This is a genomic window from Pseudoalteromonas apostichopi (assembly GCF_030297135.1).
Taxonomy (GTDB): domain Bacteria; phylum Pseudomonadota; class Gammaproteobacteria; order Enterobacterales; family Alteromonadaceae; genus Pseudoalteromonas; species Pseudoalteromonas apostichopi.
In genome coordinates this window covers 1396670-1411760 of record NZ_AP028065.1, presented here as the reverse complement: position 1 = coordinate 1411760, position 15091 = coordinate 1396670, and the positions used below count along the sequence as shown (strand labels likewise).

Genomic DNA, 15091 nt, shown 5'->3' with positions numbered 1-15091 from the left:
AAAAATGTCATTCTCTTTCGAGTCAGTGAAATATAAATAGGGGTGAGCAGGTCATTTTTCAAGGTGGAACCTAGGATCGCCTTGCTCGCTACACATTATAGTTACTATCGGCTACTATGGTGCGACTCACGTAATCAAACAAAGGTTCCTTATGACTACGCATTTTCGACTTATTTTTACTACTTGTGCAAATGAGGATGAAGCCCGTCAGTTGGCACAACATCTAGTTAAAGAAAAGCTAGCGGCTTGTGTGAACATTATGCCTACAATTGAATCTATCTACATGTGGGAAGGCGAGATAACTCAAGCTATAGAAAGTAAGTTACTGATCAAAACTAAGTCAGAAAAAATGAATGAAGTGATCCAAACTATCAAGAAATTGCATAGTTATGAGATACCAGAAATTCAGGTCGTTGATGTTGCTACAGGCAATTTAGCCTATTTTAATTGGATGGATGAGGTACTTAATTAATGCGATCGTTCCTTTTATTACTTTGTGCACTGTGGCTTGTGCCGGCAAGTGCAAGTAATAACAATTTACTTGGAAATCTACTGCAGCCCGCAGAGCAAACATTTCTGCCGGTTGAACAGGCCTTTGTTTTCGATTTTGACCAGCAAGGCAAAACCTTATTTATTGGCTGGGATATTGCTCCTGATTATTACCTTTATAAAAAGAAAGTCGAAATAATCGCTAAAGGCGCTGATATTGAAGTACCTGATCTTGGTAAAGGGCAAATTATAGAAGATGAGTTTTTTGGTAAGACTGAGGTCTTCTTTGACTCGTTAAGTGTGGTTACTAAGGTCAGTAATGTCACTGAAGGGGCGGTTGTTAAAATTCGTTTTCAAGGCTGTGCCGAGGCGGGGTTATGTTATCCGCCAGAAGTTAGAACCATTCCGTTATCTGTGATTGCAGGTGAGCGAGTATCAGAGACTGCAGATGCGGGGAACGCATTAGCAGCATTAACACAAGCAGCTGATACAAATGAAGCGTCATCAGCGCCCTCTCAAGAAGCATCAAAACCAGCTGGTGAGCAGTCATATACCGATAAACTGGCATCGCAAGGCTTATTGACGAATCTTGTTATTTTCTTTTTAGTCGGTGTTGGTCTTGCTTTTACACCTTGTGTATTTCCAATGTTTCCAATTTTATCGAGTCTTATCGCGGGACAGCAGAATCTATCGACCAAAAAAGCGTTTTCGCTGTCGTTCGTTTACGTACAAGGTATGGCCGTTACGTATGCAGCACTGGGCTTAGTGGTTGCATCATTAGGTGGTCAAGTCCAAGGATATTTGCAGCATCCAACGGTGCTAATCAGCTTTAGTATTTTGTTTGTATTGCTGGCAATGTCGATGTTTGGCTGGTACGAAATCAAATTACCTAGTGGCATGATGAATAAGCTCACTCAGGTTAGTAACCAGCAAAAAGGCGGCAACTATGTTGGCGTATTTATGATGGGTGTACTGTCTGGTTTGATAGCTTCACCTTGTACAACCGCGCCGTTGTCTGCTGCTTTACTCTACGTGGCGCAAAGTGGTGACTACCTAGTGGGTGGTTTAACACTCTATGTACTAAGTTTAGGCATGGGCTTACCACTGTTATTATTGGGTACTTCTGGTGGTAAATTACTGCCAAAAGCCGGTGGTTGGATGGAGCAAGTAAAAACCTTATTCGGTTTTATCATGCTGGTTGTGCCACTTATTCTGCTTGAACGTATTATTGATATCGAACTCATCTGGTTGATGGCTGGTTTATTAGCACTTGCAACAGCGCTGTATTTACACCACTGGCAAAGTGCGCAATCGCAGGGCAAGCTAAAAACAGCATTGTGGTTTGCTGCAACATTACTTGTTGTGACAGGGGCTAGTTTAACGAAAAATTATTTCTGGCCTAGTAAAGCGGTGGTTGCTGAAGCTGCCGTACAAACACATCGTTTTAAACACGTTGCTAATTTAAGTGAATTGAAAGAAGAAATTGCTGCCGCAAGTAGCGAAGGGCGTTTAGTGATGGTCGATTTATACGCTGATTGGTGTGTTGCGTGTAAAGAGTTTGAACACTACACCTTTCCTGACGCTAAGGTGCAAGAGCAGTTTGCTCACTTTGAGTTAATCCAAATTGATTTAACCGAAAGTGATGCAAAAACTATTGAATTAATGGAAGAGTACACGGTATTCGGTTTACCGAGTATTTTGTTCTTTGATACCCAAGGTAATGAGCTTTTAGAGCAACGTGTAACTGGGTTTTTAAACGCGAAAGACTTTACTGAACATTTAGCAAAAGTAAGAAATACTGCCAAATAAACGCAAACGTGCAGGAAAATAGCAAAACGCCACTCATTAGAGTGGCGTTTTTGTTTCTAGCTAAGAAAAATGCTTTTATTAGCTAAAAATCAGCGCTTTTTCTTGTAAATGTTCAATTACACAACAAGCAAAGACAGTGATTAACTTACTTGAGTGCCTTGTCATGCCTGCATTTGCCGTAAGTAGGTAGTGATTAGACCAGTATTTTGCTGCTATTTACGTCGAAATATCTATAATAGGTGGTTAACGTGAGAAATAGTTGCTATTTTACATCAGCACGCTTAGGTTAAGCGTGGGTTTATGATGAATATGGTTAAACTGCTTACTTATAGGATATATCGCGTATTATGGCTGCAAAATTCAAACTTTTAGTTCTAAATGGGCCAAATTTAAACATGCTTGGCAAGCGTGAACCAGAAAAGTACGGCACTCAATCTCTTGATGAGATTATAGCTGAACTTAGTCAGGTTGCTGCAGGTCTCAATGTTGATTTAACGCATTTCCAAAGTAACAGTGAAGCTGCATTAATAGAGCGCATTCACGATGCATGGCAAGAGGTTGATGCAATTATTATTAACCCTGCTGCATTTACGCATACAAGCGTAGCCTTACGGGATGCATTACTCAGTGTAAACATTCCCTTTTACGAGGTGCATTTAACTAATGTGCATGCTCGCGAAGCATTCCGTCATCATTCGTATTTTTCGGATGTGGCACAAGGCGTCATTATTGGATTAGGAGCAATGGGTTATAAGGTGGCACTAGAAGCTGCAGTTAACCAATTGCAAAACACACATTAATTTTTAAATAACTAACAGGCGGGTCGTTCAATGGATATTCGCAAGATCAAAAAACTTATCGAACTAGTAGAAGAATCTGGTATTGCTGAATTAGAAATCACTGAAGGTGAAGAGTCAGTACGCATCAATCGTAACAACATGGCTGCAGCACCTGCAATGCAATATGCTCCACAACAGTTTGCAGCACCTGCGCCTGCAGCGGCGCCAGCTCCAGTAGCAGATGCTCCAGCAGCAGAAGCGGCTGCTCCAGCTGCACCGACTGGTCACCAAGTTAAATCACCTATGGTTGGTTCATTCTACTCAGCGGCTTCTCCAGAAGCAGCACCTTATGTAGAAGTAGGTTCTAAAGTAAATGTTGGCGACACGTTATGTATCGTTGAAGCAATGAAAATGATGAACCAAATCGAATCTGATAAAGCAGGCACAGTAAAAGCTATCTTAGTTGAAAATGGCGAGCCAGTAGAATTCGATCAACCTTTATTCATCATTGAATAATAGCGCAACAAAAGGCCAACTCTATGTTAGATAAAGTAGTCATTGCAAACCGAGGTGAAATTGCACTTCGCGTACTGCGCGCCTGCAAAGAGCTTGGGATCAAAACTGTTGCTGTGCATTCAACGGCAGACCGTGATCTTAAGCACGTGTTACTGGCAGATGAAACAATTTGTATTGGTAAACCATCAGCGACTGAAAGTTACTTAGATATTCCGCGCATTATTGCAGCGGCAGAAGTAACAGACGCAGTTGCTATCCACCCAGGTTATGGTTTCCTTTCTGAAAATGCAGACTTTGCTGATCAAGTTGAGCAAAGTGGCTTTGTGTTTATCGGTCCTAAAGGCGACACGATTCGCTTAATGGGTGATAAAGTTTCTGCAATCGAAGCGATGCGTAAAGCAGGTGTACCTTGTGTACCTGGTTCAGATGGTCCATTAACGGCAGACAGCGAACGCAACATTCAAATCGCAAAACGTATTGGTTACCCTGTAATTATTAAAGCAGCAGGCGGCGGCGGCGGTCGTGGTATGCGTGTTGTTCGCAGCGAAAAAGAACTAATCGATTCAATCGCTCTTACTCAGCAAGAAGCAAAGCAGTTCTTCGGTAATGGTATGGTTTACATGGAAAAATTCCTTGAAAACCCACGTCATATCGAAGTTCAAGTACTTGCTGACGGTCAAGGCAATGCAGTTCACTTAGGTGAGCGTGATTGTTCAATGCAACGTCGTCACCAAAAAGTTGTTGAAGAAGCGCCAGCGCCAGGTATCACAGCTGAAATGCGTAAGTTCATCGGTGACCGTTGTACTCGTGCATGTATCGAAATTGGTTATCGTGGTGCAGGTACGTTCGAGTTCTTATACGAAAACGGCGAGTTCTATTTCATCGAAATGAATACTCGTATTCAGGTTGAGCACCCAGTAACAGAAATGGTAACTGGCGTTGACTTAATCAAAGAACAGCTAAAAATTGCAGCTGGCCAGCCATTATCATTCACACAAGAAGATGTGGTTATTCGTGGTCATGCAATTGAGTGCCGTATTAATGCTGAAGACCCAGAAACCTTTATTCCATCACCAGGTAAAATCACGCGATTCCACCCTGCTGGCGGTTTAGGTATTCGTTGGGACAGTCATATCTATGCAGATTACACCGTACCACCTCATTACGATTCAATGATTGGTAAGCTGATCTGTTATGGTGAAAACCGTGATGTAGCCATTGCTCGTTCACGCAATGCGTTAAACGAATTAGTGATTGACGGTATCAAGACCAACACACCACTACACAAGAAAATCTTGGCAGATGAGAACTTCCAAAACGGTGGTACAAACATCCACTACCTTGAGAAGAAGCTAGGTCTGTAAACAAAATTCTGTTTAAGCTAAAAAGCCGGCAACTTTGCCGGCTTTTTTTTGTCAAATTAGGCATAAGAGCGGCTCTCGCCTTACAAAAATATTCTGGTATGATTAATAAAGTAATGTGTTTTTAGTTTTTCATGAGGTAATAATGACCGACAGTGTTGGTTTTCCACTCGCTGATGAAGCGGCAACGGTTAATATGGGTAAGCAACTTGCAGCCTTAATGGAGCAAGGAGCAGTCATCTATTTACATGGTGACTTAGGTGCCGGTAAAACGACATTAACCCGTGGTATCGTGCAAGGTTTCGGTCATCAAGGTAAGGTTAAGAGTCCAACTTATACACTGGTCGAGCCTTACCAATTAACTAAAGCTGATGTCTATCACTTTGATTTATATCGCTTAGGTGATCCTGAAGAACTTGAATATATGGGTATTCGTGACTATTTTTCACCACAGGCTATTTGTGTTGTGGAATGGCCCGAAAAAGGCGGCGAATTTATTCCAACACCGGATCTTGATATCACCCTGCGCTATGAAGGCGAGGCGCGTGCTATTTTAATTAACAGCTTAACCGACCGTGGTCAGGCAATTGTTCAGCAACTTAAGAGCGCGTAAGAATAAACATATAAAAATAAAGGTGTATTAGTAAAAATGGCTCGTTGTACATTTAAACTATTAACTATATTGATGTTTTTGTTTGTGAGCCAAGTTGCGCTTGCACAAAATACGATTAATAGCGTACGTGTGTGGCCCTCACCTGACAGCACTCGTGTGGTCTTTGACTTAAACGATAAGCCAGATTTTAGCTACTTCATGTTGAAGAACCCAGCTCGTTTAGTGATTGACTTAAAAAATACCGACAAACTAGATAGCTTGCCTGCTATTCCTAAAAAGCATCAGATCGTTTCAAAACTGCGTTATTCAAAACCAAAAGATAGCAAGAGTGTGCGTTTTGTTTTTGAACTAGCTCGTGCCAGTAAACCAGTCGTGTTTGCTTTATTACCGACCGATCCATATAAACACCGTTTAGTGGTTGACCTTGTGGATAAAACGCCGAAGGCAGAACCAGTTGCTTCAACCAATACCAGTGTTAAAAAGCGTGAGCTTCATCAAGAACGCGATATCGTCATTGCGATTGACGCAGGCCATGGTGGTGAAGACCCGGGCTCAATTGGTCCGTCAGGCACGTATGAAAAAGATATCACGCTGCAAATAGCGAAGCGCCTGGAGCGAATGATAGATGCTGAAAAAGGCATGATTTCGCGCATGGTTCGCCGTAGTGACTACTTTGTCAATTTAAACACCCGTACTAGCATTGCTCGAAAGAAAAAAGCAGACTTCTTTGTGTCGATTCATGCTGACGCATTTACCAGCCCACAGCCAAACGGTGCTTCTGTCTGGGTGCTATCACTGCGTCGCGCTAATTCTGAAATTGGTAAATGGATTGAGGATAAAGAAAAACACTCAGAGCTTTTAGGTGGTGCTGCTGGGGTGTTAAAAGATACTGCTAGCGAAAAATATTTAGCACAAGCACTGCTAGATATGTCGATGGATCACTCAATGAAAACTGGTTTTAGTGTTGCGGAAGAAGTGGTTAGCGAATTAAGAAAAGTTGCTAAAATGCATAAGAAGCGTCCACAAGCGGCGAGTCTTGCAGTATTAAAATCACCGGATATTCCGTCTATTTTGGTAGAAACAGGGTTTATTTCGAACCCGCGCGAAGAGCGAATGCTAAAAACGGCGCAGCATCAGGAGCGTTTAGCAAAAGCAATTTTCACTTCGATTAAAAATTACTATATGCAAAACCCGCCAGATGACTCGTTATTTGCTAAGTTAAAAGCGCAGTTTCCGACTAAACATAAAGTACGTCCCGGTGAGTCGTTAAGTATTTTGGCAAGCAGATACAACACCTCTGTTAGTAAGCTAAAAACGGCCAACAAGTTAAAATCGAATACCTTGTTTATTGGTCAAGAGCTTGATATTCCTCAAAGCTAGTCAATTTTCGTGTTAGGAACACTATGAGCATAGAAATACTACCCGCGCGATTGGCTAACCAAATTGCTGCGGGTGAGGTGGTTGAACGCCCCGCATCTGTTGTTAAAGAGCTAGTCGAAAACAGTTTAGATGCCGGCGCAACGCGCATTCAAATCGATATTGAGCGCGGTGGTCATAAGCTGATTCGCATTCGCGATAATGGTTCGGGCATTAATAAAGATGAGCTGACATTAGCTTTGTCGCGCCATGCTACAAGTAAACTTAAGTCACTTGATGATTTAGAGAACATCTGTTCACTGGGTTTTCGTGGTGAAGCACTCGCTTCTATTAGCTCAGTATCACGGCTAACTTTGAGTTCAAAACCAAAACAACAAGAAGCCGCATGGCAAGCGTTTGCTGAAGGACGGGATATGGCGGTGCAAATCAAGCCAACTGCACATCCCGATGGCACCACCATTGAGGTAAAAGACTTATTTTTTAATACCCCTGCGCGGCGAAAGTTTCTTCGCACCGAGAAAACTGAGTTTTCACATATCGATGAGCTAATAAAGCGTATCGCGTTGAGTCGCTTTGATGTATCTATTACTCTTACACACAACGGCAAAGTTGTGCGTCAATACCGTGCAAAGCCAAACCCTGAGCACGCAATAACACGTGTAGCGCAAGTTGCTGGTAAGGCGTTCAGTGAGCAGGGTTTGCATATTCAATCAGGTGAAGCAGGCTTGATGCTACGAGGCTGGGTATTACCAGTGGGTTCAGCAAATAGCACTCAATATACCTATGTCAATAATCGCATGATGCGCGATAAACTCATTTTGCATGCGATTCGCCAAGCTTTTGAAGAAGTTGCTGGATCAGAAGAGCTTCCAGGATTTGTAATTTATATTGATATTGATCCACGCCAGGTCGATGTTAATGTGCACCCGGCTAAACATGAAGTACGGTTTCATCAAGGTCGCTTAGTACATGATTTTATTCTGCAGGCAATAAAACAAGTTGTAGTGCCGCTTCAGCATGAAGCCGGTTTTACCGAACATAATGACACTGCTTTTCAACATGCTTCGTTTGATGAGACAAACCTAAGCAGCACGCAGCCAAGTTTGAATCAATCAGTGCCAGCAGAGCAGTATGATTACCCCAAATCTGAATTACAACCGACACGTTTAACAAGTTATTCTGGTACAACAGGTCGTTCTGGAGGTGGTTTTGGTAGCGACAGCCAAGGGCGCAGTAAAACATCGCATCAAGATGTGAATGCTTTTTATCAAGGGATCAGTGAGCAACATGCCGCGCATTTTGACCAAGTACGCCCTGAACCAAGCATTGCAGCACCGGTTGCTGAGCAAGCTAAGCTTGCCAAACTCATTCACGTACGAGAAGGCGAATGCGTATTTAGTGAAGATAACCAGCTATTTGCTGCGCACTTTAAGTATGCTTTAGCACTCGACTGGCAAGTGCAAGTAGAACAAGCTGGCAGTCTTGATGGCAAAGCTTTGTTGTTGCCTGTGCGAGTGAATGCAAGTGCTGATGACATTAGCGCCTTAAATGCTCAGCAGTCGTGGTTTACCTTACTCGGTTTTGATTTGGTTATTGAAAAGCAATTTGTGATGGTTAAAAGGCTCCCGCCTTGTGTGTATTTACTTGATGTGAGTCATGCTATTGAGTGCCTGATTAGCGGCTGCAAATCATCGCTAAGTTCACTGGATAAATGGCTAGAATGGTTAACACAGCAAATTCCAAAACGCTATTACGCAAGTCAAGCCTTTATGGAGCAAGTGACTCGGTTAGAAAATAATCCACAAACTATGCAACGTTTACGTCAAAAAGCAGTTAAAATAGATCTATCTCAGTTTTTAAACTAAGCAAGGTATTTAGGCTTGAATAACTTACCCGTCATTTTTTTAATGGGACCAACCGCTGCAGGGAAAACAGACTTAGCAATTTCGCTGTGTGAGCATTTAAACACAGAAGTAATCAGTGTTGATTCAGCATTAGTCTATAAAGATATGGATATCGGCACTGCAAAACCAAATGCAGAAGAGCTAGCTCGTGCGCCGCATCATTTGATCGATATTATTGACCCAGCAGATAGTTATTCAGTAGCAGATTTTCGCCGTGATGCCATTGAAAAGATTGATCTATTTCATAAGCAAGGTAAAGTACCTGTATTGGTTGGCGGTACAATGATGTATTTTAAGTCGCTTATTGATGGCTTATCACCGCTACCAGAGGCATCACCTGAAGTACGTGCCGAGCTTGAAAAAGAAGCAAAGCAGTTAGGCTGGCCACATTTGCATAAAGAGCTTGTGAAAATTGATCCTGATGCAGCACAAAAAATAAGCGAAAATGATTCGCAACGAATTAATCGCGCATTGGAAGTGTATCGTATAACAGGTAAAACAATGACTGAGCTGCAAAAACAAAAACAGCCTGAGCTTCCTTATACTTTCCATCAATTTGCCATTGCGCCTGATGATCGCAGTGAATTACATCAGCGAATTGAGAAAAGGTTCAAAATAATGCTCGATCAGGGGTTTGAAAATGAAGTTTCATCCCTATATAAACGTAAGGATTTACACCCAGACCTACCTTCGATTCGTTGTGTGGGTTATAGACAAATGTGGGATTACATTGCTGGCGAAATTGACTATGATGAAATGGTCTTTCGCGGTATTGCAGCCACACGGCAGTTAGCCAAGAGACAACTGACTTGGTTAAGAGGTTGGCCTGATGTAACTTGGTTGACTTCGGGTGATGAAGAAAACTTGCAACGTGTAGTAAGTTCGCTAAGCTAGTAGTAGCTGAAAGTTTTTTAGCTTTGTTAAATTAGTTCAGCTACTTAATTATAATAACACCTAGAACGAAGGAAAATAACATGGCAAAAGGCCAGTCGTTACAAGACCCATTTTTAAATGCGTTACGTCGTGAGCGCATTCCAGTATCAATCTTTTTGGTTAATGGCATTAAATTGCAGGGTAAAATCCAGTCATTTGACCAATTTGTTATTTTACTTGAAAACACCGTTAATCAAATGGTGTATAAACACGCTATTTCAACTGTTGTTCCAGCGCGTTCTGTTAACTTCCAAGGTGTTCAAGGAAGTGATGATTCAGAAGAGCAAGAACCTGGAAATTTTTAAACTTAGGAGCGTAATGCTTGTTTGACCGTTATGAAGCCGGCGAACAGGCAGTTTTAGTTCATATCGACTTACCTAAAGAGGGGGATCGTGAAGATCTCCACGAATTAGAGTTGTTGGTATCTTCTGCTGGTGTTAGTAGTTTGGCGATTGTGCAAGGCAGTCGTCAAGCACCACATCCGAAACTTTTCGTCGGGACCGGAAAAGCAGAAGAAATCGCTGAAACTGTCAAAATCCACAATGCAGATGTCATCATTTTCAACCATCAACTTAGCCCGTCACAGGAGCGCAACTTAGAACGCGTTTGCCAGTGTCGTGTTCTTGATCGTACGAGTTTGATCCTAGATATTTTTGCGCAGCGAGCGCGTACTCACGAAGGTAAACTTCAGGTTGAGTTAGCTCAGTTACGCCATATTTCTACTCGATTGATCCGTGGTTGGACCCACCTTGAAAGACAAAAAGGGGGGATAGGTTTACGTGGTCCGGGTGAAACCCAGCTCGAAACCGATAGACGATTATTGCGCGCAAGAATTAAAAATATTCGTGCCCGTTTAGATAAAGTCGCTGTTCAACGTGAGCAGGGTAGGCGTGCACGAACGCGAAATGAAATTCCAACGGTTTCACTAGTTGGTTATACCAATGCTGGTAAATCAACGTTATTTAACCGCATTACAGATTCTGATGTGTATGCAGCCGACCAGTTATTCGCAACCCTAGATCCAACCTTACGTAAGTTGGATATTGGTGATATAGGTCCGGTTATTTTAGCTGATACGGTAGGTTTTATACGTCACTTACCGCATGACCTTGTTGCAGCGTTTAAAGCAACCTTAACAGAAACACGTGAAGCTGATTTGCAGCTACATGTTATTGATGTGGCAGACCCTCGTCGAAAAGAAAATATTGAGCAAGTACAGTCTGTTTTAAAAGAAATTGAAGCAGATGAAGTGCCTCAGTTATTGGTTTATAACAAAATAGATGCACTAGATGACGTTGCGCCACGTATAGATAGAAACGATGAAGGTCAACCAGTACGAGTTTGGTTATCTGCGCGAACAGGCGTAGGCTGTGAGCTACTGTCTGAGGCAATTAATGAGTTACTTGCCAAGAAGATGTTTGCTGATGAACTAAAATTAGCACCACAATATGGTCGTATTCGTGCAGCATTATTTAACTTAAACGCAGTTCATCAAGAGAGTTTCGATGAACAAGGAAACTGGTTACTATCGGTACGCTTACCAATGGCAGACTGGAATCGCTTGAAAAAAGAGATGGGACAAGAGCTCGACTCTTTCGTAGTGACTAATTAAAAATCACCGGCATTTGTCTTTTTTAGTATGAGAAACGCTGTAGATTTGATAGATTTAACCTAATTCATTTAGATAACAATGGAGTATAGCTATGGCCTGGAATGAACCGGGTAATAATGGCAATGATAAAGATCCGTGGAATAATAAAGGCGGAAAAGATCAAGGCCCACCTGATTTAGACGAGGTAATGCGTAAGTTCGGCAACAAGTTTGGCGGTTTATTTGGTGGTAATAAACCAGGTAAAAGCGGCGGCGGACTTGGCGGCGCAGGCATTTCTTTCATCCTCATTATTGCCATCATCGTATGGGCATTAAGTGGTATTTACACGGTAAAAGAAGCTGAGCGCGGTATTGTTTTACAGTTTGGACAATATGACCGTATTGCAGAGCCTGGCTTACGTTGGAAAATGACTTTCATTGAACGTGTGATTCCGGTTGATATAGAAGCGGTTCGCTCTCTATCTGCAAAAGGCTTCATGCTAACCGAAGACGAAAACGTGGTTAATGTTGAGTTTGAAGTACAGTACCGTGTTATCGATCCACACCTTTACAAGTTCAGTGTTACTGATGCTGACCACAGCTTACAACAAGCGCTTGATAGTGCACTACGTTATGTTATTGGCCATGTAAAAATGGACCAAGTGTTAACGACTGGTCGTGAGTTAGTGCGTCAACAAACGTGGGATGAGCTTAACAAAATCATCGAGCCTTACAATCTAGGTATTATTGTGAGCGATGTGAACTTTAAAGATTCACGTCCGCCGGGTGAAGTAAAAGATGCCTTTGATGACGCTATCGCTGCACAAGAAGATGAAGAGCGTTTCATCCGTGAAGCCGAAGCGTACGCTCGTGAAATTGAACCTCGTGCTCGTGGTCAAGTAACACGTATGACACAAGAAGCCGAAGCATACCGTGAACGTATTACACTTGAAGCACAAGGTGAAGTGGCTCGATTTGAAAAGCTATTACCAGAGTATCAAGCGGCAAAAGAAGTTACACGTAATCGCTTATATATTGATGCAATGGAAGAAGTGCTAAGTAACAGCTCTAAAGTGTTAGTTGATGTGAAAGGTGGTAACAATATGCTGTATTTACCACTTGATAAAATCATGGAAAAACAAGGTACAGCGACACGTGTTGCATTACCAAGCTCAAGTGATATTAAAGATCTTCGCAACAAAATAAACACTTCACGTAACAGTACGGTAAATTCAAGTAATGACCGTTTCGCAACTGACCGTTTCAATGAGGGGAGATAAGCAAGATGAAAAATTTTAGTTTAGTAATACTTGCCCTTGCAGTTGTGCTGTCTTTCTCTTCGATTTTTGTTGTACAAGAAGGCGAGAAGGCAATCGTTCTGTTATTCAGCAAAGTTGAAAAAGATAGTAATGACAACGCGGTGGTATATGGTCCAGGATTACACTTAAAAGTGCCTTTCTTTAGCCAAGTACGTCGTTTAGATGCACGTATTCAAACGCTAGATGGTGCACCAGATCGCTTTGTAACAAGTGAGAAAAAAGATTTAATCGTTGATTCATATGTAAAATGGCGAATTAATGACTTTAGTGCTTTTTATCTTCGTGCTCGTGGTGATAAGCAATATGCAGAAACACTACTAAAGCAAAAAGTGAATAATGGCCTGCGTACTAACTTTGGTTCTCGTACTATCAGAGAAATTGTCTCAGGTGAGCGTAGTGAACTGATGGAAGAAGCATTAGTACAAGCTTCTGAAAGTGCACAAGAGCTAGGCATTGAAGTACTTGATGTGCGTGTAAAGCAAATTAACTTACCGCAAGAAGTGAGTAGCTCAATCTTCCAACGTATGCGAGCTGAGCGTACTGCGGTAGCTAAAGAGCACCGTTCTGAAGGTCAAGAAAAAGCTGAAACGATTCGTGCCGAAGTGGACCGTCGAGTCACAGTTATGCTTGCAGATGCTGAGCGTAATGCGCGTACTGTTCGTGGTCAAGGTGATGCAGATGCCGCTGCTATTTACGCGAATGCCTATAGCAAAGATGCAGAATTCTTTGGTTTTGTGCGTAGCCTAGAAGCGTATAAGAAGACTTTCAAAGATAAACAAGACGTGATGGTGCTTTCACCAGATAGCGACTTCTTTAATTATATGAAAGGTACAAAAGCACAGTAATTAAAATTTGTGTGATGAAAAGCCCTGCATTTTGTAGGGCTTTTTTGTTTCTGTGAATGATTAATTTTCATCCTCAACTTTTTTATAAACCTCTGTTCTGCCTGTAGTTGTTGAATTATTAAAGAAGGTAAAAATTCAGGCGCAGAAAAAATAAGCTAAACGGGGTGATCTTTCACCTCGTTTTCTGATAAAATCTCGTCCTAATTTTTTCTAAGTGAATTTGCAATGGGTAAAAACGTTGTTGTACTAGGCACCCAATGGGGTGACGAAGGTAAGGGTAAGGTAGTTGACCTCCTTACAGACAAAGCATCTTTAGTAGTTCGTTATCAAGGTGGTCATAACGCAGGCCATACTCTGGTAATCAACGGTGAAAAGACGGTTTTACACCTTATTCCATCGGGTGTATTACGTGACAATGTTAAGTGTGTGATCGGTAATGGTGTTGTTTTATCACCAGAAGCATTAATGAAAGAAATCGGCATGCTAGAAGAGCGTGGCGTACCAGTACGTGAGCGCTTATTAATCAGCGAAGCATGTCCATTAATTTTACCTTTCCACATTGCATTAGATTTAGCCCGTGAAAAAGCACGTGGCGATAAGCCAATTGGTACTACAGGTCGTGGTATCGGTCCAGCTTATGAAGATAAAGTAGCACGTCGTGGTTTACGTGTAGGTGACTTATTCAACCCTGAACAGTTTGCTAGCAAGCTTAAAGAAGTATTGGAATACCATAACTTCACATTAGAGCATTACTACAAAGCTGAACCAGTTGACTTCCAAAAGACATTTGACGATGCAATGGCTATCGCAGATATCTTAAAAGCAATGGTTGTTGATGTTACTGAGCTTCTTGATCAAACTCGTTTAGCTGGTGATAACATCTTATTTGAAGGTGCACAAGGTACATTACTTGATATCGACCATGGTACATACCCGTACGTAACATCATCAAATACGACTGCTGGTGGTGTAGCAACTGGTGCTGGTTTTGGTCCACTACACCTTGATTACGTATTAGGTATTATCAAAGCATACACGACACGTGTAGGTTCAGGTCCTTTCCCTACAGAGCTTTATGACGGTCTTGATAAACAAGATCCAGTTGGTAAGCACTTAGGTGATAAAGGCCATGAGTTCGGTGCAACGACAGGTCGTTTACGCCGTACAGGTTGGTTAGATGCAGTAGCAATGCGCCGTGCAGTTCAAATCAACAGCATCTCAGGCTTCTGTTTAACTAAACTAGATGTATTAGACGGTTTAGAAACATTAAAAATCTGTACTGGTTACCAGTTAGAAGATGGCACTGTAACGAACGTTACACCATTAGCTGCTGAAGGTTACGAGAAAGTAACGCCAGTATACGAAGAAATGCCTGGCTGGTCTGAAAACACAGTAGGTGTAACGTCAGTTGATCAATTACCACAAGCGGCACTTGATTACATCAAACGTATTGAAGAAATCACTGGTGTTCCAGTTGATATTATCTCTACAGGTCCTGACCGTGTAGAGACGATGGTATTACGCAACCCGTTTGCATAATTGCCATAGTGACTAAA

General features: G+C 42.0%; 14 protein-coding genes. All 14 read left to right on the top strand.

The annotated features are described in order from the left end of the window. The first annotated feature begins 151 nt into the window (after window positions 1-151). The 14 genes from cutA to QUE86_RS06210 all read left to right on the top strand — a co-directional run bounded on the left by cutA (window position 152) and on the right by QUE86_RS06210 (window position 15074). Window positions 152-472: a divalent-cation tolerance protein CutA gene (gene cutA / locus QUE86_RS06275; RefSeq protein ID WP_130050372.1), complete on the top strand. Its 321-nt coding sequence runs from the start codon at window positions 152-154 to the stop codon at window positions 470-472. Then, complete coding sequence (locus QUE86_RS06270; protein WP_286259960.1) at window positions 472-2298, top strand: protein-disulfide reductase DsbD; 1827 nt, start codon at window positions 472-474, stop codon at window positions 2296-2298. The genes cutA and QUE86_RS06270 overlap by 1 nt, the downstream gene beginning before the upstream one ends. Before the next feature lie 347 nt (window positions 2299-2645). Next, window positions 2646-3098, top strand: a complete 453-nt coding sequence (gene aroQ, locus QUE86_RS06265) for a type II 3-dehydroquinate dehydratase (RefSeq protein WP_178926330.1) — start codon at window positions 2646-2648, stop codon at window positions 3096-3098. A 30-nt stretch (window positions 3099-3128) separates the two neighbouring features. After that, window positions 3129-3593 carry an acetyl-CoA carboxylase biotin carboxyl carrier protein gene (gene accB / locus QUE86_RS06260; protein WP_130050375.1) on the top strand — a complete coding sequence of 155 codons (465 nt, stop codon included), beginning with the start codon at window positions 3129-3131 and terminating at the stop codon, window positions 3591-3593. A gap of 23 nt (window positions 3594-3616) precedes the next feature. Further along, on the top strand, window positions 3617-4957 hold the full coding sequence (gene accC, locus QUE86_RS06255; RefSeq protein WP_130050376.1) for an acetyl-CoA carboxylase biotin carboxylase subunit: 1341 nt from the start codon (window positions 3617-3619) through the stop codon (window positions 4955-4957). Window positions 4958-5099: 142 nt separating this feature from the next. Continuing rightward, complete coding sequence (tsaE, locus tag QUE86_RS06250; RefSeq protein ID WP_130050377.1) at window positions 5100-5567, top strand: tRNA (adenosine(37)-N6)-threonylcarbamoyltransferase complex ATPase subunit type 1 TsaE; 468 nt, start codon at window positions 5100-5102, stop codon at window positions 5565-5567. A 72-nt stretch (window positions 5568-5639) separates the two neighbouring features. Further along, a complete protein-coding gene (locus tag QUE86_RS06245) occupies window positions 5640-6947 on the top strand; it encodes an N-acetylmuramoyl-L-alanine amidase (RefSeq protein ID WP_233786811.1) in 1308 nt (435 codons plus the stop codon). Window positions 6948-6970: 23 nt separating this feature from the next. Next, window positions 6971-8809 carry a DNA mismatch repair endonuclease MutL gene (gene mutL, locus QUE86_RS06240; protein ID WP_167658410.1) on the top strand — a complete coding sequence of 613 codons (1839 nt, stop codon included), beginning with the start codon at window positions 6971-6973 and terminating at the stop codon, window positions 8807-8809. A 15-nt stretch (window positions 8810-8824) separates the two neighbouring features. After that, window positions 8825-9742 (top strand): tRNA (adenosine(37)-N6)-dimethylallyltransferase MiaA, encoded by a 918-nt coding sequence (gene miaA, locus QUE86_RS06235; RefSeq protein ID WP_178926327.1) that lies wholly within the window; start codon window positions 8825-8827, stop codon window positions 9740-9742. An 80-nt stretch (window positions 9743-9822) separates the two neighbouring features. Further along, window positions 9823-10086, top strand: a complete 264-nt coding sequence (hfq, locus tag QUE86_RS06230) for an RNA chaperone Hfq (RefSeq protein WP_130050381.1) — start codon at window positions 9823-9825, stop codon at window positions 10084-10086. A gap of 17 nt (window positions 10087-10103) precedes the next feature. Continuing rightward, the gene (gene hflX, locus QUE86_RS06225; protein WP_130050382.1) at window positions 10104-11393 is read left to right on the top strand and encodes a ribosome rescue GTPase HflX; all 1290 of its coding nucleotides are present in this window, start codon (window positions 10104-10106) and stop codon (window positions 11391-11393) included. A 91-nt stretch (window positions 11394-11484) separates the two neighbouring features. After that, window positions 11485-12651 carry an FtsH protease activity modulator HflK gene (gene hflK, locus QUE86_RS06220; protein WP_130050383.1) on the top strand — a complete coding sequence of 389 codons (1167 nt, stop codon included), beginning with the start codon at window positions 11485-11487 and terminating at the stop codon, window positions 12649-12651. A 5-nt stretch (window positions 12652-12656) separates the two neighbouring features. Beyond that, entirely contained in the window at window positions 12657-13535 is an 879-nt protein-coding gene (hflC, locus tag QUE86_RS06215; RefSeq protein WP_130050384.1) for a protease modulator HflC, read from the top strand. A 225-nt stretch (window positions 13536-13760) separates the two neighbouring features. Beyond that, the gene (locus QUE86_RS06210) at window positions 13761-15074 is read left to right on the top strand and encodes an adenylosuccinate synthase (protein WP_130050385.1); all 1314 of its coding nucleotides are present in this window, start codon (window positions 13761-13763) and stop codon (window positions 15072-15074) included. Window positions 15075-15091 lie beyond the last annotated feature (17 nt).